Source organism: Pseudomonas sp. IT-P260 (assembly GCF_949768395.1).
In the GTDB taxonomy this organism is placed as follows: Bacteria; Pseudomonadota; Gammaproteobacteria; order Pseudomonadales; family Pseudomonadaceae; genus Aquipseudomonas; species Aquipseudomonas parakoreensis.
This window is the reverse complement of record NZ_CATKPO010000011.1, coordinates 49,587-68,075: the sequence shown is the minus strand read 5'-3', so window position 1 is coordinate 68,075 and position 18,489 is coordinate 49,587. Positions and strand designations below refer to the sequence as shown.

Annotated in this window: 17 protein-coding genes; 8 read left to right on the top strand and 9 right to left on the bottom strand. The window is 61.0% G+C overall.

Going from position 1 to position 18,489, the window contains the following annotated elements:
* Positions 1 to 5 precede the first annotated feature (5 nt).
* Positions 6 to 1,796, top strand: coding sequence for a KinB sensor domain-containing domain (locus ACM6HV_RS07235; protein WP_414903847.1), 1,791 nt, complete (start codon positions 6 to 8; stop codon positions 1,794 to 1,796).
* Here ACM6HV_RS07235 and ACM6HV_RS07230 read toward each other — a convergent pair.
* The 7 genes from ACM6HV_RS07230 to ACM6HV_RS07200 all read right to left on the bottom strand — a co-directional run bounded on the left by ACM6HV_RS07230 (position 1,793) and on the right by ACM6HV_RS07200 (position 9,111).
* Positions 1,793 to 3,406, bottom strand: a complete 1,614-nt coding sequence (locus tag ACM6HV_RS07230; protein ID WP_174377010.1) for an EAL domain-containing protein — start codon at positions 3,404 to 3,406, stop codon at positions 1,793 to 1,795. The two genes, ACM6HV_RS07235 and ACM6HV_RS07230, sit on opposite strands and share 4 nt — an antisense overlap.
* A gap of 76 nt (positions 3,407 to 3,482) precedes the next feature.
* On the bottom strand, positions 3,483 to 4,262 hold the full coding sequence (locus ACM6HV_RS07225) for an N-acetylmuramoyl-L-alanine amidase (RefSeq protein ID WP_108181260.1): 780 nt from the start codon (positions 4,260 to 4,262) through the stop codon (positions 3,483 to 3,485).
* Between the two features lie 101 nt (positions 4,263 to 4,363).
* The gene (locus ACM6HV_RS07220; protein WP_414903846.1) at positions 4,364 to 6,430 is read right to left on the bottom strand and encodes a GGDEF domain-containing protein; all 2,067 of its coding nucleotides are present in this window, start codon (positions 6,428 to 6,430) and stop codon (positions 4,364 to 4,366) included.
* Positions 6,427 to 7,305, bottom strand: a complete 879-nt coding sequence (locus ACM6HV_RS07215) for an endonuclease/exonuclease/phosphatase family protein (protein ID WP_047297455.1) — start codon at positions 7,303 to 7,305, stop codon at positions 6,427 to 6,429. Before ACM6HV_RS07215 ends, ACM6HV_RS07220 begins: the two co-directional genes overlap by 4 nt.
* Positions 7,306 to 7,319: 14 nt before the next feature.
* On the bottom strand, positions 7,320 to 7,961 hold the full coding sequence (locus tag ACM6HV_RS07210) for a thiol:disulfide interchange protein DsbA/DsbL (protein ID WP_007962741.1): 642 nt from the start codon (positions 7,959 to 7,961) through the stop codon (positions 7,320 to 7,322).
* 200 nt (positions 7,962 to 8,161) lie between these two features.
* Positions 8,162 to 8,773: a c-type cytochrome gene (locus tag ACM6HV_RS07205; RefSeq protein ID WP_041073681.1), complete on the bottom strand. Its 612-nt coding sequence runs from the start codon at positions 8,771 to 8,773 to the stop codon at positions 8,162 to 8,164.
* A 32-nt stretch (positions 8,774 to 8,805) separates the two neighbouring features.
* The gene (locus ACM6HV_RS07200) at positions 8,806 to 9,111 is read right to left on the bottom strand and encodes a c-type cytochrome (protein ID WP_047297457.1); all 306 of its coding nucleotides are present in this window, start codon (positions 9,109 to 9,111) and stop codon (positions 8,806 to 8,808) included.
* Between the two features lie 191 nt (positions 9,112 to 9,302).
* On the opposite strand from ACM6HV_RS07200, the gene yihA reads away from it, so the two are divergent.
* Entirely contained in the window at positions 9,303 to 9,947 is a 645-nt protein-coding gene (gene yihA, locus ACM6HV_RS07195; protein WP_108181262.1) for a ribosome biogenesis GTP-binding protein YihA/YsxC, read from the top strand.
* Between the two features lie 412 nt (positions 9,948 to 10,359).
* Here yihA and polA read toward each other — a convergent pair whose 3' ends face one another.
* Positions 10,360 to 13,164, bottom strand: coding sequence for a DNA polymerase I (gene polA, locus ACM6HV_RS07190; protein ID WP_108181263.1), 2,805 nt, complete (start codon positions 13,162 to 13,164; stop codon positions 10,360 to 10,362).
* Between the two features lie 74 nt (positions 13,165 to 13,238).
* Between polA and ACM6HV_RS07185 the strand changes: the two genes are divergently transcribed.
* On the top strand, positions 13,239 to 13,535 hold the full coding sequence (locus ACM6HV_RS07185) for a DUF2782 domain-containing protein (protein WP_041073689.1): 297 nt from the start codon (positions 13,239 to 13,241) through the stop codon (positions 13,533 to 13,535).
* Positions 13,536 to 13,597: 62 nt separating this feature from the next.
* On the top strand, positions 13,598 to 14,551 hold the full coding sequence (locus tag ACM6HV_RS07180; protein WP_414903845.1) for a homoserine kinase: 954 nt from the start codon (positions 13,598 to 13,600) through the stop codon (positions 14,549 to 14,551).
* A gap of 127 nt (positions 14,552 to 14,678) precedes the next feature.
* Here ACM6HV_RS07180 and ACM6HV_RS07175 read toward each other — a convergent pair whose 3' ends face one another.
* Positions 14,679 to 15,599 (bottom strand): zinc ABC transporter substrate-binding protein ZnuA, encoded by a 921-nt coding sequence (locus ACM6HV_RS07175; RefSeq protein WP_080963336.1) that lies wholly within the window; start codon positions 15,597 to 15,599, stop codon positions 14,679 to 14,681.
* A gap of 66 nt (positions 15,600 to 15,665) precedes the next feature.
* On the opposite strand from ACM6HV_RS07175, the gene ACM6HV_RS07170 reads away from it, so the two are divergent.
* From ACM6HV_RS07170 to ACM6HV_RS07155, 4 genes are read left to right on the top strand one after another with little or no spacing between them, the layout of a single operon-like run.
* Complete coding sequence (locus tag ACM6HV_RS07170; protein ID WP_145593907.1) at positions 15,666 to 16,148, top strand: Fur family transcriptional regulator; 483 nt, start codon at positions 15,666 to 15,668, stop codon at positions 16,146 to 16,148.
* Complete coding sequence (znuC, locus tag ACM6HV_RS07165; RefSeq protein ID WP_041073697.1) at positions 16,148 to 16,933, top strand: zinc ABC transporter ATP-binding protein ZnuC; 786 nt, start codon at positions 16,148 to 16,150, stop codon at positions 16,931 to 16,933. The genes ACM6HV_RS07170 and znuC overlap by 1 nt, the downstream gene beginning before the upstream one ends.
* Positions 16,926 to 17,714, top strand: coding sequence for a zinc ABC transporter permease subunit ZnuB (gene znuB, locus ACM6HV_RS07160; protein WP_041073699.1), 789 nt, complete (start codon positions 16,926 to 16,928; stop codon positions 17,712 to 17,714). Before znuC ends, znuB begins: the two co-directional genes overlap by 8 nt.
* A gap of 37 nt (positions 17,715 to 17,751) precedes the next feature.
* The gene (locus ACM6HV_RS07155) at positions 17,752 to 18,465 is read left to right on the top strand and encodes a PA5502 family lipoprotein (protein WP_414903844.1); all 714 of its coding nucleotides are present in this window, start codon (positions 17,752 to 17,754) and stop codon (positions 18,463 to 18,465) included.
* The last annotated feature ends 24 nt before the right edge of the window (positions 18,466 to 18,489 follow it).

Genomic DNA, 18,489 nt, shown 5'->3' with positions numbered 1-18,489 from the left:
CGACGATGAAACTGGCGATGAAGTTGCGCACTCGCTTGTTTCTGAGCATCTCTGCGCTGATCACGGTCGCCTTGCTCGGGCTGTTGCTCGGGCTGGTCAGCGTGATGCAGATGGCCGGTAGTCAGGAAGCAACGATCCGCAGCAACTTCGTGACCCTCGACCTGGGGCTCAAATTGCGCCAGACCCTCGGCGACCAGTTGGTGCTGATGCTGGCCGAAAAGCCCGACCCAGTCGCGTTCGAAGCGTCAAAGCAGCATTACCTGCAATTGCTGGATGAAGGCATTTCCCAAGAGGCAGAGGGCGATGGCCGACAGTACGGGTTTACCCAGGCCAAGGCTGACTACCTGAGTTTTCTCCAGGCGTTCGAGATGTCGCGTGATCCGGGCAATGTGCTCAGTGGCAACAGCGACCTCAGGGAACGCTTCAACACCTTGCGCAACGGTTTGATTACCGAGCACAAGCACGCACTGGACAACATCAACGCCGTGCAGCATGACGCCCGGGAAAGGGCACTGCTGGTCTCCGGTCTGCTCGGGCTGGTGGGATTGGCGGTGCTGATTATCGGCTTCGTCACCGCGCACGCCATTGCCCGGCGTTTTGGCGCGCCCATCGAGGCGCTGGCCAAAGCGGCGGACAACATCGGCCAAGGCAATTTCGAAGTGACGCTGCCGATTTCCTCGGCGATGGAAATGAACCAGCTGACCAAGCGCTTCGGGCTGATGGCCGAGGCGCTGCGCGAGCATCAGGCGACCAACGTCGACGAATTGCTGGCCGGTCAGCAACGCCTGCAGGCGGTGCTCGACAGCATCGACGACGGCTTGTTGATGATCGACCGTGAAGGGCATCTGGAACACCTCAATCCAGTGGCTCAGCGTCAGTTGGGTTGGGACAGTGACCGTCTCGGCCAAGGCCTGGGCACCGCGCTCGAGCGCCCGGAGCTCGACGCGCAACTGCAACTGGTGCTGCGCGGCGGCACCCTTGAGCGCGCCCCGGAAGATTTGAGCATCGAGGTTGATGGCGAATCGCGCTTGCTGACCTACAGTTTGACCCCGGTCAGTCACATCCAGGGGCATATTCTGGGGGCGGTGATGGTGCTGCACGACGTCACCGAGCAACGCGCCTTCGAGCGCGTGCGCAGCGAGTTCGTGCTGCGCGCCTCCCACGAGCTGCGTACGCCGGTCACCGGCATGCACATGGCGTTCGGCCTGTTTCGCGAACGTGCGAAGTTCCCCCCGGAGTCACGCGAGGCGGACCTGCTCGACACGGTCAACGAAGAGATGCAGCGCTTGATGCAGTTGATCAACGATTTGCTCAACTTCTCGCGCTATCAGAACGGGTTGCAGAAACTCACTCTGGCGCCGTGCTCCATCGAAGATTTGCTGGAGCAGGCGCAGTCGCGCTTCGCCGATTGCGCTGCGGGCAAAGGCATTGCCCTGAGCGTCGAAGTGCAAGGGCCGTTGCCGCGTCTGCAGGCCGATCAGGCACAGCTTGAGCGGGTACTCGACAACCTGATCGACAACGCTCTGCGCCATACCGCCCGCGACGGCCAGATTCGCCTGCAGGCGCGGCGGCATGGCGAACGGGTGATCATCAGCGTCGAAGACAACGGCGAAGGCATTGCCTACGGTCAGCAGGGGCGGATTTTCGAGCCGTTTGTGCAGGTCGGGCGCAAGAAGGGTGGCGCCGGGCTGGGTCTGGCGCTGTGCAAGGAAATCGTCCAGTTGCATGGCGGGCGGATGGGCGTCTATTCGCGGCCGGGGCAGGGCACGCAGTTCTACATGGCGCTGGCGGTCTAGGCTTCGTCGTCCAGCCGGCGCCCGGTGAGGCGCCGTCCACGGGTGATCAGTTCGATGAACTGCACCGCACTCAGGGCCTGGGCGAACAGCCAGCCCTGACCGAACTTGACCCCCTCACTGCTGAGAAACACGGCTTGCGCTTCGTGCTCGATGCCTTCGGCAATCACCTTCAACTCCAGAGCCTGCGCCATGTGAATGATGTGCGGCGCAACGCCGCTGCTGGCCGCATCATGGCCGAGCGCGTCGATGAAGGCCTTGTCGATCTTCAGGCAATCCACTGGCAGCGTCTGCAGGTAGGCGAGGCTGCAATAACCGGTACCGAAGTCATCGATCAGCACTTGATGGCCGACATCGCGCAAGGCTTGCAGGTTCTCCCGCGCCACCACCACGTCGATCAGTCCGCGCTCGGTGACTTCAAAGGCTATCTGTCGCGCGGCGACCCGGTGCAGCGTCAGCAGCCTGGCCATGACCTGGCCGATGCGCGGCACCATCACGTCGCAGGCGGCGAGGTTGACCGAAATGTACAGCTGCGGATTGGCGCGCAGCACCGGTCCCAGTTGTTCCAGCAGCCGTTGCAGGACAAAGTCCGTCATCTGCCGGATCTGCCCGGTGTTTTCCGCCAATGGAATGAACAGATCGGGACTGGTCAGCGTGCCGTCCGGGCGACGCCAGCGCAGCAGGGCTTCGGCGCCTACGCAATTGCGGCTATCAAGATCGAAGATCGGCTGATACAACACTTGCAGCTCGCCACGTCGAATGGCGCCCTGGAGTTCGGCGTCCAGTGACTGGCGCTGGCGCACCAGCAAAAACACAAAGAATCCGACAAATGCCCCCAGCAGCAGGCAGATCGGCACCATCCACCACCAGACGCTGGGAATATGCATGCCGCTGCGCGGGGTGATCAGCACCAACTGGTATTCCGGATTGTTGGTTGGCATGCGGTAGATCAGCCGTGACTGGGTGACTTGCAGGGGCGCGCGGCTTTTGGGTGGCCACGCTTCGGTTGGTGGCCACGTCTGCGCGGTGCCCAGCACCGGAATCGCCCGTTTGCCGTGGTCCAGCACCACCAGCAGGCTGCTGTCCGGCGGCAGGTCGACCATGTCGGTCAAATGCCCGCGAGATGTCGCCACGCGAAAATTGCCGCGCCCGAGCATCAGCGCAGCACGGTTTTCATCCGGTTCGGTGGTGGTGTTGAGCCAGTAGCTGTAGGTCGGTCCTTTGATATCCGGTGCGCGAACCACCGACAGTCCTTCCTGACGGGGCCGATTGGAGCATATCCGCGCACCATCCATGTAGGCCGCTTCATAGACGAAGCGATAGTTGAAGGTGACTTGTTGCAGGGTTGCGATCATTTCCTCGTCGCAACTGCGCAGCGGCTGCGCTTCGAGGTCATCGAGACTTTCGCGCAGTTGTCCGAACAACTGTTCGAGCCGGGCCAGAAAGCGCTCGCCCTGGGTGTTCATTTCCTGGCTTTCGTTCTGTTCGATCTGGCGCATGGCGACGAACATTCCGCCGGCTATCAGCAATGCAGCACTGAAGACAGCCGCGATCATCGCCAAAAACCACGGGCGATAAAACCAGCTACGCAGCGTCGCTCGGGTAGCAACCATCATGGAATATCCGAAGAATTACCAATGAGTTATAGCTGCTGATTACGCTTTCGCCCTGACCGTCGGGCGGGCGTCATTATTTTGTCTGATTGAGGACCTGCAACAACGCTGCCGTTTGTGCGTCCGGTGTACCGTCGAAGCGTGAAGGGCGAAAGTGCATCTGGAACGCTGCCAGGACATGGCGAGTCGCGACGTCCAGCTCGCCGGTCTGCGGGGTGTCGTAACCGACGCGCGCCAGTTGTTCCTGGAACCAGCTGATGCTTGGCAGTTCGGCGTTGAACTGCACTTGCTGCCGGGCCACCGCTTGTTCATTGGGCCATACGCCCAGGCCTTCGGCGGCCAGGCGTTTCCATGGGAACAAGGGACCCGGGTCGAGTTTGCGCAGGGGCGCGATGTCGCTGTGGCCAATGATATGGCGCGGGCTGATGCCCTGGCGCTTGCTGATGTCCTTGAGCAGAACGATCAGCGATTGAATCTGCGCTTCACTGTAAGGGAACCACAGGCGCCCTGTCGGCGTGTCCTTGAAGCCCGGATTGACGATTTCGATGCCGATCGAGCTGGAGTTTAGCCAGGTACGGCCCTGCCACTGGCTCTCGCCGGCGTGCCAGGCGCGCTGGTTTTCATCCATCAGTTTGTAGATAGTGCCGCCCTTGTCGTCGCCGATCAGATAGTGGCTGCTGACTTCGCCGTGGGTCAGCAGTTGCAGCGAACGGGCGAGGGAAGCGGAGGTGTAGTGCACGATCACGAACTGAACGCGGCTGTCGTGATTGGCCGAAGGATGGCTGGTGTCATAACGCGGGCCGCTGGCACAACCGGCCAGAACGAGCAGCGACGCGAGGAGGGCGAAAAATTTCATGGCAGAAGGCAGTACACGCAAGACAATAATGCAACAGTGTAACGTACTGCCTTGCGTATCGACGCCTGACGGGCCGATTTAAACAAAATGGAACAACTTGCTCAGCCCAGTTCGACTCGGTTCCGTCCGCCGTTTTTAGCACGGTACAGCGCCTGATCGGCTCTTTTAAGCACCAGATCGCTGTGTTCTCCCGGCTTGAACGACGCCAGTCCCATGGAAATCGTGATCGTCACTCGCTCACCTTTGAAGTGAAACGGGCACGCTTCGATGGCCGCTCGCAGGGTTTCCAGCAATTTGGCGCCGACGGCCGGCGTGGTGGCTGGCAGCAGCAGAACGAATTCCTCTCCACCGAAACGAGCAATGAAATCCGCCCCACGCAGACGTTTGCGCAGTACCGTGGCGATGATTTTCAATACCTTGTCGCCCGCCAGATGGCCGTAGTTGTCGTTGATGCGCTTGAAATGATCGAGGTCGAGCATCGCCAGGCTCAAGGTGTTGCCGTGTTGTTGCCATTGCCTGATCTCGTGTTCCAGCCGTTCGCTCCAGGCAGCGCGGTTGGGCAGGCCGGTCAACGGGTCGATCAGGGCTTTCTGTCGCTGTTCTTCCAGATGTTCGCGAAAGCCCAGGGCTTCCTGCTCCATGTGCGCCACACGTTCGGCCAGGCCTTTGAGACGTGCCGCCACTTCCTGCTCGCGGGCATCGCGTTGTTGCTGATGCTGATCCATGGTACCGAGCAGTCCTTCGAGATGGTTCTCCAGCACTCGCTTGAGATCATCCAGATCGGCCGCTTCCTGCACGCTGGTCTGCAAGCCGTCGACTTGCTCGCGAATCTGCGTGTCCATCGCCCGGGCTGCCGAGCTGTTGTCGGCATGGCCCTCGCTCGCGGCCTGCAAATTGCTCTGGAATGCTTCGAGGCGTTCGTTGAGCCGCTGCAGATAGGCTTCGAATTCGTGTTGGCCGCTGTCGGTGATTGCCAGCATCAAGGTGGCAAGGTCGTCCAGAATTGGCAGGAGTTCGTACCAATTCAGGCCATTTTTCAAGCGATCACGCATGGCCTCGGCTTGCGGGCGATGGCGCTCTGGCAAGGTTAGATCGTCGAGCAGCCCGATCAGCGTGTCTTCGATGTGTTTGGCCACCGAGCTGTAGGACGGCTCCGGCGAATCGGGCAGGGCGTAAAGAATGTCTTGCTCGGGCTGCTCCGGATCGATGGCAGCCAAGGCTTGGGCAATCGGGGCGGGCAGGGGCAGGCTGTCGAGGAGCAAGGGGGCCGGGGCGTCCCCCGGGTGGATCAACTCGTCAGGGTTGATCGCCGCAGTGAGTGATGGTGGCGCAAGCGGCAGGGCCAGAGGTTCGAGGGGCGGTTTGAGTTCAGGCAGTGGTTCGGGCGCCGTCTCGATGGCAATGACCGGCGGCACAAACGAAACCACAGGCGATTCGGCCTGCGGTTGCGCTGCAGGTGCCTGTTGAGGGCTTCCCTCTGCCGGTTGCAACAGAGGCGCGGCGCTGACCGGTGCCGGAGTCGGTTCGCCTGTTGGCGTCTGTGCGGGCTCGACTTCAGGTTCAGTGTTGGCTGATGGCGGCGCTGGTATTGGCGCAGGCGCTTGAGCTTGCTCCGGGCCCTGCGTCCCTGGCGTTTCTTCGGTTTCGCGATTGCCAAACAGGCGTTGCAGAAGGCCCGGGCGTTCTGGCGCGGGTGGGGTTTCCAGCTGGCTCAACGCTTTGCCCTGCAAACCGCTGAGTTCACTCAGCAGCAGCGGCATTTCCCGCGCCTGGCCGACCCGACTGTCCAGTTGCTTGGCGAATTTCTTCAGCGGCTGGGCGACTTCCCGCGGCAGCGGCAACGCTTGCAGTTGGGTAACCAGCGCGGTCAACGCGGTGCTGACCTGATCAATGCGGGTCTCGCGGCGCTGCTCGGAGTCGAGTACGGCTTTCTCCAGGCGCGGCAGCAGGGCGGCGAGACCGGCATCCATGTCGTCGGTGCGCACCACGTCGCGCATCTCTTTCATGCACTGATCAACGACCTTGTCGGTGCCTTCAGCAGCCAGCGTGCTGCGTACCAGACCGCGGCGCAGCAAGTCGAGCCGGGCGGCCCAGCGTCGTTCGAGCTTGTCCTGCTGTTCGATACTTTTGAGGTACTTCTCTTTCCAGCGCTGGGCGTCGTCGCTCATTCAGGGGTTCCGCGAGGGGCAGGACTCAACGCGGGCAATGCATCGGCCGTGAGCGAACCCGGCAGACGAATCTCTACCGCGACCGGCAGGTGATCGGAAATGGGTTGGGCCAGCACTTCGACCTTTTCCAGGGTCAGGGTCGGGCTGAGCAAAATATGATCCAGGCATCGCTGCGGCCGCCAGCTGGGAAACGTGGCTTGCATCTGCGGGGCCAGCAGGCCGAGATCGCGTAACGGTGACTGTTGTAGCAGATCGCTGGCGTGGGTGTTCATGTCGCCCATCAATACCTGGTGCTTGTAGCCACCGATCAGGTCCCGAATGTAGGCCAGTTGCAGGCTGCGCACCCGGGCGCCGAGGGCCAGGTGCATCATCACCACCACCAGCGCTTCCGGGCCTTCGCCAAAGCGCAGCAGGATTGCGCCGCGACCTTTCGGGCCCGGCAGCGGATGGTCTTCGATCGCCCACGGTTTCAGTCGACTGAGCACGCCATTGCTGTGCTGGGCCAGCCGGCCGAGGTTGCGATTGAGTTGTTGATACCAGTAAGGGAAGGCGCCGAGGTGGGCCAGGTGTTCGACCTGATTGACGTAGCCTGAGCGCAGGCTGCCGCCATCGGCTTCCTGCAGGGCGACCAGGTCGAAGTCGCCAAGCAGGTCGCCGATCTTCTGCAGATTGCCTGAGCGCCCGGTGTGCGGCAGCAGGTGCTGCCAGCTGCGGGTCAGGTAATGCCGATAGCGTTCGGTGCTGATGCCGACCTGGATGTTGAAGCTGAGCAAGCGCAGACGATGGTCTGCGGGCAGGCCCGTGGACTCCAGGTGATGCTCGTTGACCTGCGGATCATGCAGGCCAACGATGCGTTCGGTGCCCCAGCGGCGCATGGCAATGACCGCGCTTAGTTGGCAGCTGCCTTGTTGGCTGCTCGCTCTTTGGCGACCAGTTGATCAGCCAGCTTCAAGGCCTCTTCGGCGCCACCGGCAGAGCCGATGTCGAAGCGGTATTTGCCGTTGACGATCATGGTTGGAACGCCAGTGATTTCATATTTCTTGGCCAGCTCACGCGCCTTGACGATCTGCCCCTTGATCGCGAACGAGTCAAAGGTGGCGAGGAACTTGTCCTTGTCCACGCCTTGTGTGGCGAGGAAGTCAGCCATGTCGTTCTTGTCGGTCAGTTTCTTGTGTTCTTTCTGGATCGCATTGAATACCGCAGCGTGAACCTTGTGCTCGACGCCCATTGCTTCCAGGGTCAGGAACATTTGACCGTGAGCATCCCACGGGCCGCCGAACATGGCAGGAATGCGTACGAAGTTGACGTCGGACGGCAGTTTTTCAACCCAGGGATTGATCACCGGCTCGAACGCGTAGCAATGCGGGCAGCCGTACCAGAACAGCTCCACGACTTCGATCTTGCCAGGCTCTGCCACTGGCACCGGGTTGGCCAGTTCGACATAAGGGGCAGCGGGTGCTTCGGCGGCCTGGGCGGTCACGCCGAACAGGCTGGCAGCGACGAGAGCGGCGCTGATGATCAGATTACGCATGCTTTACTCCTGGACAATTTTGGTCACCTCGCGCGACCTGTTTTCAGACAGATCCTGGCGGGCATGAGTTCTGTAGTGTAACGGCAGCGGCCACAAAAAAGGGCGGCCAAAGCCACCCTTTTTATACTTGCTGCGACGGATTAATCGAGCGTTAACGTTGCAGGAGATGTCCATCACCGGTAACGCTCGATGCAGGGCGGTTAGTGCAGGCCCTGAATGTAGCTGGCGACCGCAGCAATGTCTTCGTCGCTGAGTTTGCGTGCGATGGTGCGCATCGGCATGGAATCGCCGTCGTTGGCGCGACCGCCTTCTTCCTTGCGGAAGTCGGTCAGCTGTTTGGCGATGTATTGAGCGTGTTGGCCTCCCAGGTGCGGGAAGCCGGCGGCGGCATTGCCGGCACCGTTCGGCGAGTGGCAGCCGGTGCAGGCTGGCAGGCCTTTGTCCAGGTTGCCGCCACGGAACAAGGCTTCACCACGGGCGACGATTTTTGGATCGGCGGCGCCGACGCTGCCCTTCTGACTGGCAAAGTAAGCGGCAATATCGGCCAGGTCCTGATCGCTCAGGTTGGTCAGCAGGCCGGTCATTTCCAGAACCTGGCGTTTGCCCGACTTGATGTCGTGCAACTGCTTGTCGAGGTAGCGTTCACCCTGACCGGCCAGTTTCGGGAAGTTGGGTGCCATGCTGTTCCCGTCCGGGCCATGGCAGGCTCCGCACACGGCAGCTTTTGCCTGGCCGGCTGCTGCATCACCTGCAGCATGGGCGATGCCGGAGATTCCCACGGTCAACAGCAGACTCACGATCAATTTGTTCATCAGCTAATCCAACTACGGCTAAGGGTTAAGAGTTATGGACCGGGTTTACTCTCGCTCATCCAAAGGATGATGGCCTGGTAATCCTCGGCACTGCAGTCCATGCACAAACCACGCGGCGGCATCGCCTTGAAACCCTGGGTCACGTGTTGCACCAGCGTCTCCATACCTTTCGCCAACCTCGGCGTCCAAGCTGCCTGATCGCCTCTTTCGGGCGCCATGGGTAGTTGGCCGGAATGACAGGCACCACAAACACGGTTGTACACGGCTTCCGGTTCCTGTGTAGCCTGTGCGCCGTAAAGCGGTATCAGGACTCCGGCAGCCAGCAGCCATTTCGTCATAAAACGACCTTTTCAGGGTTGAGAGCGTTCTGCGTTCTGATGCGCAATCAAGGTCTTTGGCTCTCGTGAACTTCATCCTTCGCTGGGACAAAGCACACACAAAATCTGCGGCATTATATACTGGCGTCACTGAAACGGAAGCGACACCGCGTTCCGCGCCCAATCCCGGCGCCGCCCACATCGGAAATCCCATGCAACTCAAGAATCCCATCCTCGGCCTGTGCCAACAGTCCACGTTCATGCTCAGTGCCGCCAAAGTCGATCAATGCCCTGACGACGAAGGTTTCGAAGTGGCGTTCGCCGGTCGTTCCAACGCCGGTAAATCCAGCGCACTGAACACCCTGACTCACGCCAGCCTGGCGCGCACCTCGAAAACTCCGGGTCGCACACAGCTGTTGAACTTCTTCAAGCTAGACGATGAACGGCGTCTGGTCGACCTGCCGGGCTACGGTTATGCAAAAGTACCGATCCCGCTCAAGCAACACTGGCAGCGTCACCTCGAGGCATACCTCGGTGGCCGCGAGAGTTTGAAGGGTTTGATTCTGATGATGGACATCCGTCATCCAATGACCGACTTCGACCTGTTGATGCTCGACTGGGCCGTCGCCGCCGGCATGCCGATGCACATTCTGCTGACCAAGGCCGACAAACTGACCTACGGCGCCGCCAAGAACACGCTGCTCAAGGTGCAGTCGGAAATCCGCAAGGGCTGGGGGGATCGGGTGACGATCCAGCTGTTTTCCGCGCCAAAACGCATGGGCCTGGAAGAGGCCTACACTGTGTTGGCAGGCTGGATGGAACTGGCGGACAAAGGTGCGGAAGCCGCGGCTGAATAATCAGGATATGGAAAATTGGTTGTAGTGCGGTGAGGCAAGGCAAAAGCTTTACTAAAAAACGGAGTTTAGGGAACCTAAATGAGCATTTTTAGTAACGCTTTTAACGCAGCATGACCGCGCTACAGCCGATTTTTGGGTAAAAAAAGCCCCGGACTTCATATGGGGAGGGAGAAGTTCCGGGGTTTAAGTTCCGAACCGCTAGGGCGGGGTTCAGATATCTGCCAACACTTAACACAACATAGGAGCATCGAAGGGCTTCACCAGCCATTCAGTATCTCTGAGTAGTGAGTTGTCAGATTAGTTCAGATTTTTTTCAAAAAGCTTTGGAATAACCCCAAGCGCGATTCGATATAAGCCCTATACAGCCGTTTGCCGCGACAGTGTGTCGCGGCAAACGCCCGGTCCAGACGCCTTAGTGCGCCTCATCCCAGTTGTTGCCGACGCCGACTTCCACCAGCAACGGTACGTCCAGTTTCGCCGCTTCGCTCATATGCAGGCGGATTTCCTGACTCACCTGCTCAACCAGGTCCTCGCGAACCTCCAGCACCAGTTCGTCGTGTACCTGCAGGATGACCTTGGCGTCCAGCCCGGACGCTGTCAGCCAGTTATCCACCGCCACCATGGCTTTCTTGATGATGTCGGCGGCAGTGCCCTGCATCGGCGCGTTGATCGCCGTGCGCTCGGCGGCGGCACGTTCCTGCGGTTTGTTCGAGTTGATTTCCGGCAGGTACAGGCGACGACCGAAGAAGGTCTCTACATAGCCTTGATCGGCGGCCTGCTTGCGGGTGCGCTCCATGTATTCGCGCACACCCGGGTAGCGGGCGAAGTAGGTGTCGATGTAGGCCTTGGCGGTCTTGGTGTCGACGCCGATGTCCTTGCCGAGCTTCTGCGCGCCCATGCCGTAGATCAGGCCGAAGTTGATCGCCTTGGCGCCACGGCGCTGGTCGGAGGTCACTTCGTTGAGCTCGACCTTGAACACTTCGGCAGCGGTGGCGGTGTGCACGTCCAGATTGTTGCGGAAGGCGTTCATCAAGCCTTCGTCCTTGGACAAGTGGGCCATGATCCGCAGTTCGATTTGCGAATAGTCCGCCGCCAGCAACTTGTAGCCTTTCGGCGCGACGAACGCCTGACGAATGCGGCGGCCTTCAGCGGTGCGCACCGGAATGTTCTGCAGGTTCGGATCGCTGGAAGACAAACGTCCGGTGGACGCCACAGCCTGATGGTACGACGTGTGGATACGTCCGGTGCGCGGGTTGATCTGCTCCGGCAGGCGATCGGTGTAAGTGCTTTTCAGCTTGCTCATGGAGCGGTGTTCCATCAGCACCTTCGGCAAGCGGTGATCATCCTCGGCCAGTTTCGCCAGCACTTCCTCGGCGGTCGATGGTTGGCCCTTGGCGGTTTTCTTCAGAACCGGCAGGCCGAGTTTTTCGTAGAGGATCACGCCCAGCTGCTTCGGCGAGCCGAGGTTGAACTCTTCCCCGGCGATTTCGAACGCTTCGCGCTCCAGTGCGACCATCTTGTTGCCCAGCTCGATGCTCTGGATGCCGAGCAGTTCGGCGTCGACGAACGCGCCCTGACGCTCGATGCGCGCCAGCACCGGTACCAGCGGGATTTCGATGTCGGTCAGCACGCTGGCCAGGCTCGGGATCGCGCTGAGTTTTTCAAACAGGGTCTGGTGCAGACGCAGGGTGATGTCGGCGTCTTCGGCAGCGTAAGGGCCGGCCTGCTCCAGAGCGATCTGGTCAAAAGTCAACTGCTTGGCGCCTTTGCCGGCGATGTCCTGAAAACTCACAGTGGTGTGATCCAGGTACTTCTGCGCAAGGCTGTCCATGTCGTGGCGGGTGGCGGTGGAGTTGAGTACGTAGGACTCAAGCATGGTGTCGAAGGCAATCCCGCGCACATTGATGCCTTGGCTCTGATCGCCGCCAATGGCGCAGTTGGCCAGAATGTTCATGTCGAACTTGGCGTGCTGGCCGACCTTGAGTTTGTTCGGGTCTTCCAGGATCGGCTTCAGCGCGCGCAGCACAGTGTCGCGATCCAGTTGCTCGGGCACGCCGATGTAGGAATGGGTCAGCGGGATATAGGCCGCTTCGTTGGCCTGCACCGCGAACGACAGACCGACCAATTGCGCCTGTTGCGCGTCGATGCCTGTGGTTTCGGTGTCGAAGGCGAACAGCTTGGCGTTGTTCAGTTTCTCCAGCCAGACATCGAAACGCGCCTGATCGAGGATGGTTTCGTAAGCGGCTTCAGCAGGGGCGGCGGGCACTTCGGCTGGCGGCGCGCTAAACAGATCGCCAGCCGGCGCAGGCTCGGCGGCCGCGCTCAGCTCCTGGCGCTTGGCGTCGCGATCGAGGTCATTCAGCCAGCTCTTGAATTCCAGCAGGGTGTACAACTCGTAGAGCTTGGCCGGGTCTTCCGGGCCCATTTGCAGGTCATCGAGGCCAATGTCCAGCGGCACGTCGACCTTGATGGTCGCCAGTTGATAGGAGAGGAAGGCCATCTCCTTGTGCTCTTCAAGCTTGGCCGGCAGAGTCTTGGCCCCGCGAATCGGCAGGGTCGGGACGATGTCGAGGTTTGCATAAAGCTCGGTGAGGCCGCCGTTAACGCCGACCAGCAGGCCGGACGCGGTCTTCGGGCCGATGCCGGGAACGCCTGGGATGTTGTCGGACGAATCGCCCATCAGTGCCAGATAATCGATGATCTGCTCCGGAGCGACGCCGAATTTCTCCTTTACGCCCTCAACGTCCATCGAGCTACCGGACATGGTGTTGACCAAGGTAATGTGGCCGTCGACCAATTGCGCCATGTCCTTGTCGCCGGTAGAGATGATCACCGGGCGAGCGGCTGCCGCGCTGCTGCGGGCGAGGGTGCCGATCACGTCGTCTGCCTCGACGCCCTCCACGCACAACAGCGGGAAGCCAAGAGCAATCACGCTCTGGTGCAGCGGCTCGATCTGCACGCGCATGTCGTCGGGCATGCTGGGGCGATTGGCCTTGTATTCGGCGTACATCTCATCGCGAAACGTCCCGCCCTTGGCATCGAAAACCACGGCGAACGGGCTGTCCGGATACTGCTTGCGCAGACTCTTGAGCATGTTCAGCACACCTTTGACCGCACCGGTCGGCAGGCCTTTGGAGGTGGTCAGCGGTGGCAGTGCATGGAAAGCGCGGTACAGGTAAGACGAACCGTCCACCAGGACGAGGGGGGCTTGGCTCATGAGCAGAATCAACCTTTTCGGCGGGCCCGGCGCTAGAATAGCGGGACCGTTGACGACAAAGGGACAAGGTTATCATGCGTACGTTAAATCGCTTGCTGCTGGTCGGTTTGATTGCTGTCTCACCATTGGCCGCGATGGCGGCGGATGATGCGCCGTCGAAGGAGCCGGAAGTTACCATTAACACGCACACCGAGGGCGACAAGGTCATTCAGGAATACAGCCGCAGTGGCTTCGTTTATGCGATCAAGGTCACGCCGAAGGGCGGCAAACCGTATTTCCTGGTGCGCGCCGATGGTTCGGACGTGAACTACATCCGTTCCGACCAGCCGGATATGCTGATTCCGTCGTGGGAAATCTTTACCTGGAAGTAAGATTCCTGACTTTTTAATCGGCGCCGCTTGATCGCGGCGCCCGAACTGAGCAGTTTTTAACCATGTCTGTGTTCACCCCCCTGGCTCGGCCAGAGCTGGAAACCTTTCTTGCCCCTTACGGGCTTGGCCGTCTGCTTGATTTCCAGGGGATCGCCGCCGGCAGCGAAAACACCAACTTCTTTATCAGCCTGGAGCAGGGCGAATTCGTCCTGACCCTGGTCGAACGCGGCCCGGTGCAGGAAATGCCGTTCTTCATCGACCTGCTCGACGTGTTGCACGAGGCTGATCTGCCGGTGCCTTACGCGCTGCGCACCACTGACGGCGTGGCGTTGCGTGAGCTCAAGAGCAAGCCGGCGCTGCTGCAACCACGGCTGTCCGGCAAGCACATCAAGGTCGCCAACGCCCAGCATTGCGCGCAGGTCGGTGAGTTGCAGGCGCATCTGCACCTGGCGACCCAGGGCGAGCGCATGATCAAGCGCAAGACCGATCGTGGCCTGGACTGGATGCTGGACGAGGGCAACGAGTTTCTCTCGCACTTGAGCGACGAGCCGCGTGCGTTGCTGCACAAGGCGCTGGATGAAATCACCCTGCAGAAAGACAAAATTCTTGCGCTGCCACGGGCGAACATTCATGCCGATCTGTTCCGCGACAATGCGATGTTCGAAGGCACGCACCTGACCGGGTTGATCGACTTTTACAACGCCTGCTCGGGGCCGATGCTCTACGACGTGGCGATCGCCTTGAATGACTGGTGTTCGGACGAGGATGGCCTGATTGACGGGCCGCGTGCCCGCGCATTCCTTGGCGCCTATGCGGCGCTGCGTCCGTTCACTGCTGCTGAAGCTGAACTCTGGCCGACCATGCTGCGCGTGGCCTGTGTGCGGTTCTGGCTGTCGCGGTTGATCGCCGCCGAGCAGTTTGCCGGGCAGGACGTGCTGATTCACGATCCGCGGGAGTTCGAGCAGCGTTTGGCGCAGCGGCAGCAGGTCAGCACCCCTCTACCGTTCGCGCTTTAAATTGTGGCGAGCGAGCTTGCTCGCGCTGGGTTGCGAAGCAGCCCCAAAATTCTGGCAATCAGCCTGATTTTTGTGAGTGCTGCGCACTCAAGCGGGAGCAAGCTCCCTCGCCACAAGTTTTGCGTTGCTACAACGATTCCAGGCAGCCGGCCAAATCGTTGCCCAACTTCTCCAGCACCTGCTCATACCCCTGAGCGGTCGCCGGCGTATAGCCGCCCAGCGCATCCAGCTCCGCCAGCTTCACCGGCAGGCCCGCCACCAGGGTTTCCGCCAGGCGTGGACGCAGTGGCGGTTCGCTGAACACACAGGTCTTGCCCACTTCCTGCAGACGCTTGCGCATCGCGGCGACATGTTGCGCGCCCGGTTGCACTTCGGCGGCCACGCTGAACACGCCAGTGTGTTTCAGGCCGTAAGCATCTTCGAAATAGTCGAAGGCTTCGTGGAATACGAAATACGGCTTGCCTTCAACGCTGGCCAGACGCTGCTTCAGCCGCGCGTCCAACGCATCGAGACGCTCATCGAAGGCCTTGGCGTTGCGCTGATAGCGTTCGGCGTTGGCCGGATCGGCAGCACTGAGGTCGGCAGCCATTTTCCCGGCAATGACTCGGGCGTTGACCGGCGATAGCCACAAATGCGCGTCCAGCGTACCCGGACGATGATCGTGATCATGCTCGTCGGCGTCTTCGGCGTGGGAATGGCTGTCTTCGGCAAAGCGGCGCAATTTCATGCCCGGCAGATCCTGCACGGCGACGCTCGGCAGTGTTCGACCGTTCAGCACACGCGGCAGGAAACCTTCCATGTCCGGGCCGATCCAGTACAGCAGGTCCACCGATTGCACCTTGCGCACGTCGGACGGGCGTAGTGCGTAGTTATGCGGCGAAGCACCCGGCGGCAGCAGCACTTCCGGGATGGCCACACCGTCCTGGACCGCTGCAGCGATCAACTGCAACGGTTTGATGCTGGTGAGAACCTTGACCTCGGCCTGAGCCGAACCGATCAGCAGAAAACTGGCGACAAAAGCCACAAAAACAGAAAAAAGTCGGGACACGATGACCACTCAAGGAGGCGAGAACGGGTAACATAATAACGTCTCTATCAAAACTCGTCGCCGCCCATGCCTATTACACCGATTGCCAGCCGTCCCCACGACCACTCTCATTGCGTGCACAGCGCACTGACCGAGGCCGATACCTTGTGCGCCCAGAAAGGCCTGCGCCTGACTGCGCTGCGCCGGCGGGTGCTGGAACTGGTGTGGCAGAGTCATAAGCCGCTGGGCGCCTACGACATTCTCGCGGTACTGAGCGAGCAGGACGGCCGCCGCGCCGCGCCGCCAACCGTTTACCGCGCGCTGGATTTCCTGCTGGAAAACGGCTTGGTGCACCGCATCTCTTCACTCAACGCCTTCGTTGGCTGTGTGCATCCGGAGCATGCGCATCAGGGCCAGTTCCTGATCTGCCGCGAGTGCCACGCCGCAATCGAGCTGGAACAGCAAGCCATCAGCGACGCGATTATCCACAGCGCCAAAGACGTCGGGTTCATTGTCGAAGCGCAGACCGTCGAAGTGGTCGGCCTGTGCGCCGGTTGCCAGGGGGCTTGATGAGCAACCCGTTGATCCGTCTTCAGCACGTTGCTGTCACGTTTGCCGGGCAGACCGTGCTCGACAACATCGAGCTGAGCGTCGAGCCGGGGCAGATCGTCACCCTGATCGGCCCCAACGGCGCCGGCAAGACCACCCTCGTGCGCGCCGTACTCGGGCTGCTGAAGCCTGACAGCGGCAGCGTCTGGCGCAAGCCGAAACTGCGCGTTGGCTACATGCCGCAAAAGCTGCACGTCGACCCGACTTTGCCGCTGTCGGTGCTGCGCTTCCTGCGCCTGGTGCCCGGTGTAGACCGCCCGCGTGCGTTGGCGGCCTTGAAGGAAGTCGGCGCCGAACACGTCATCGACAGCCCGGTGCAAAGCGTTTCCGGCGGTGAGATGCAGCGTGTGTTGCTGGCCCGGGCGCTGTTGCGCGAGCCGGAACTGCTGGTGCTGGACGAGCCGGTGCAAGGCGTCGATGTCGCCGGGCAAGCCGAGCTGTACAGCCTGATCACTCGCCTGCGTGACCGTCACGGCTGCGGCGTGCTGATGGTGTCCCACGATTTGCACCTTGTCATGAGCACCACCGATCAGGTGGTGTGCCTGAATCGTCACGTCTGCTGCTCCGGGCACCCCGAGCAGGTCAGCGGTGATCCGGCGTTCGTCGAGCTGTTCGGCAAGAATGCGCCGAGCCTGGCGATCTATCACCACCATCACGACCACGCCCATGACCTGCACGGTTCGGTGGTCAAGGCGCCCGGTGCGGGCCACACCCACGTTCACGGAGACCACTGCAAGCATGGCTGATTTTCTGTTGTATGCCCTGCTTGCAGGTCTGGCACTGGCGGTGGTCGCCGGGCCGCTTGGTTCGTTTGTGGTCTGGCGGCGCATGGCCTACTTCGGCGACACCCTGTCCCACGCCGCGTTGCTGGGCGTGGCGCTGGGCTTTCTGCTGGATGTCAGCCCGACGGTCGCGGTGACCGTCGGCTGCCTGCTGCTGGCAGTGTTGCTGGTGACCTTGCAGCAGCGTCAACCGCTGGCCTCCGACACGCTGTTGGGGATTCTTGCACCGAGCACGCTCTCTCTTGGCCTGGTGGTACTAAGCTTCATGCATGAAGTGCGGATCGACCTGATGGCCTATCTGTTCGGCGACCTGCTGGCGATCAGTCCGACCGACCTGGCGTGGATCCTCGGCGGCAGCGCGGCAGTGCTGGTGTTGTTGGTGACGCTGTGGCGACCGCTGCTGGCGATTACCGTGCATGAGGAGTTGGCCAAGGTCGAAGGTCTGCCGGTGGCGGGCCTGCGCATGGCGCTGATGCTGTTGATTGCGGTGGTGATCGCGGTGGCGATGAAAATCGTCGGTGTGTTGCTGATCACTTCGCTGCTGATCATCCCGGCGGCTGCGGCACAACGTCACGCCCGCTCGCCGGAGCAGATGGCGCTGGGCGCGAGCCTGCTGGGCATGCTCGCGGTGTGTGGCGGGCTGGCGCTGTCATGGTTCAAGGACACCCCGGCGGGGCCGTCCATCGTTGTGACGGCGGCCGCACTGTTTCTGCTGAGTTTTGTTCTGCCCCGTCGAGGGGTGTAGACTTGCTCGCTTTTTGCGCAATTAGAGAGTCGCAGGAATGAAGCCGTTCGCCTCCCGTTATCTGCTCCTTGTCGCATTTTCCGTGCTGCTGGGCGCCTGCCAAAGCACGCCGCCGGTGGCCGAAGCCCCCGACGCGCGGGCCACGGCCATCGCACAGCTGGAGCAAAGCCTGGCCAGCAGCGAACTGGCCACCGCCGAAGACCAATTGGCCGCCTTGCAGGCACAGACCCCCAACGATCAGTCCCTTGAGCAATACCAGCGCCAGTTGGCCGAAGCCTACCTGCGCCGTAGCCAGATCGTATTGCAGAAAGGTGATGTGAATGCGGCAGCCACCGCGCTGAGCCGCGCCCGTGCCCTGATGCCCAAAGCCCCGGCACTGACCGGTGGCGTCAATGGCGCTATCACCGAAGCCCGCAAAGCCGAGCTGGAAAAAGCCGAAGCGGCGCTGCTGGCGGCCGAGGCCAAACCGAAAGCCAAGGTCATTGATCCGACTGCCGAAAGCACCACGGTGGCGTTGAACATCAACGATAGCCGCAAACTTCGCCGGCAACTGGATGCGATCGCCGCCGATGTGGTGAATTACGAGTGTGCTGTGAGCATTCAGGCGCCGCGGACTCAAGATTACCCTTGGCTGGCGACGTTGCTGAAAAAACGTGTGAAGAAATTGAATCCGGATTTCGAGCTGAAGATTGAGAAACAGATTCTGCGCACCGTGCCGGCGCAGATGGTCTTGATTCCAGCCAAACCCTAAAAGATCGCAGCCTTCGGCAGCTCC

Excerpts from the sequence above, each read along its gene's own strand:
- ACM6HV_RS07185 (WP_041073689.1), top strand. The coding sequence starts at position 13,239 with ATGCGTACGTTAAATCGCTTGCTGCTGGTCGGTTTGATTGCTGTCTCA.
- ACM6HV_RS07210 (WP_007962741.1), bottom strand. The coding sequence starts at position 7,961 with ATGCGTAATCTGATCATCAGCGCCGCTCTCGTCGCTGCCAGCCTGTTC.
- ACM6HV_RS07205 (WP_041073681.1), bottom strand. The coding sequence starts at position 8,773 with ATGAACAAATTGATCGTGAGTCTGCTGTTGACCGTGGGAATCTCCGGC.
- ACM6HV_RS07235 (WP_414903847.1), top strand. The coding sequence starts at position 6 with ATGAAACTGGCGATGAAGTTGCGCACTCGCTTGTTTCTGAGCATCTCT.
- ACM6HV_RS07200 (WP_047297457.1), bottom strand. The coding sequence starts at position 9,111 with ATGACGAAATGGCTGCTGGCTGCCGGAGTCCTGATACCGCTTTACGGC.
- ACM6HV_RS07170 (WP_145593907.1), top strand. The coding sequence starts at position 15,666 with ATGCCTATTACACCGATTGCCAGCCGTCCCCACGACCACTCTCATTGC.
- ACM6HV_RS07155 (WP_414903844.1), top strand. The coding sequence starts at position 17,752 with ATGAAGCCGTTCGCCTCCCGTTATCTGCTCCTTGTCGCATTTTCCGTG.
- ACM6HV_RS07180 (WP_414903845.1), top strand. The coding sequence starts at position 13,598 with ATGTCTGTGTTCACCCCCCTGGCTCGGCCAGAGCTGGAAACCTTTCTT.
- ACM6HV_RS07220 (WP_414903846.1), bottom strand. The coding sequence starts at position 6,430 with ATGAGCGACGACGCCCAGCGCTGGAAAGAGAAGTACCTCAAAAGTATC.
- ACM6HV_RS07225 (WP_108181260.1), bottom strand. The coding sequence starts at position 4,262 with ATGAAATTTTTCGCCCTCCTCGCGTCGCTGCTCGTTCTGGCCGGTTGT.
- znuC (WP_041073697.1), top strand. The coding sequence starts at position 16,148 with ATGAGCAACCCGTTGATCCGTCTTCAGCACGTTGCTGTCACGTTTGCC.
- yihA (WP_108181262.1), top strand. The coding sequence starts at position 9,303 with ATGCAACTCAAGAATCCCATCCTCGGCCTGTGCCAACAGTCCACGTTC.
- znuB (WP_041073699.1), top strand. The coding sequence starts at position 16,926 with ATGGCTGATTTTCTGTTGTATGCCCTGCTTGCAGGTCTGGCACTGGCG.
- polA (WP_108181263.1), bottom strand. The coding sequence starts at position 13,164 with ATGAGCCAAGCCCCCCTCGTCCTGGTGGACGGTTCGTCTTACCTGTAC.
- ACM6HV_RS07230 (WP_174377010.1), bottom strand. The coding sequence starts at position 3,406 with ATGGTTGCTACCCGAGCGACGCTGCGTAGCTGGTTTTATCGCCCGTGG.
- ACM6HV_RS07215 (WP_047297455.1), bottom strand. The coding sequence starts at position 7,305 with ATGCGCCGCTGGGGCACCGAACGCATCGTTGGCCTGCATGATCCGCAG.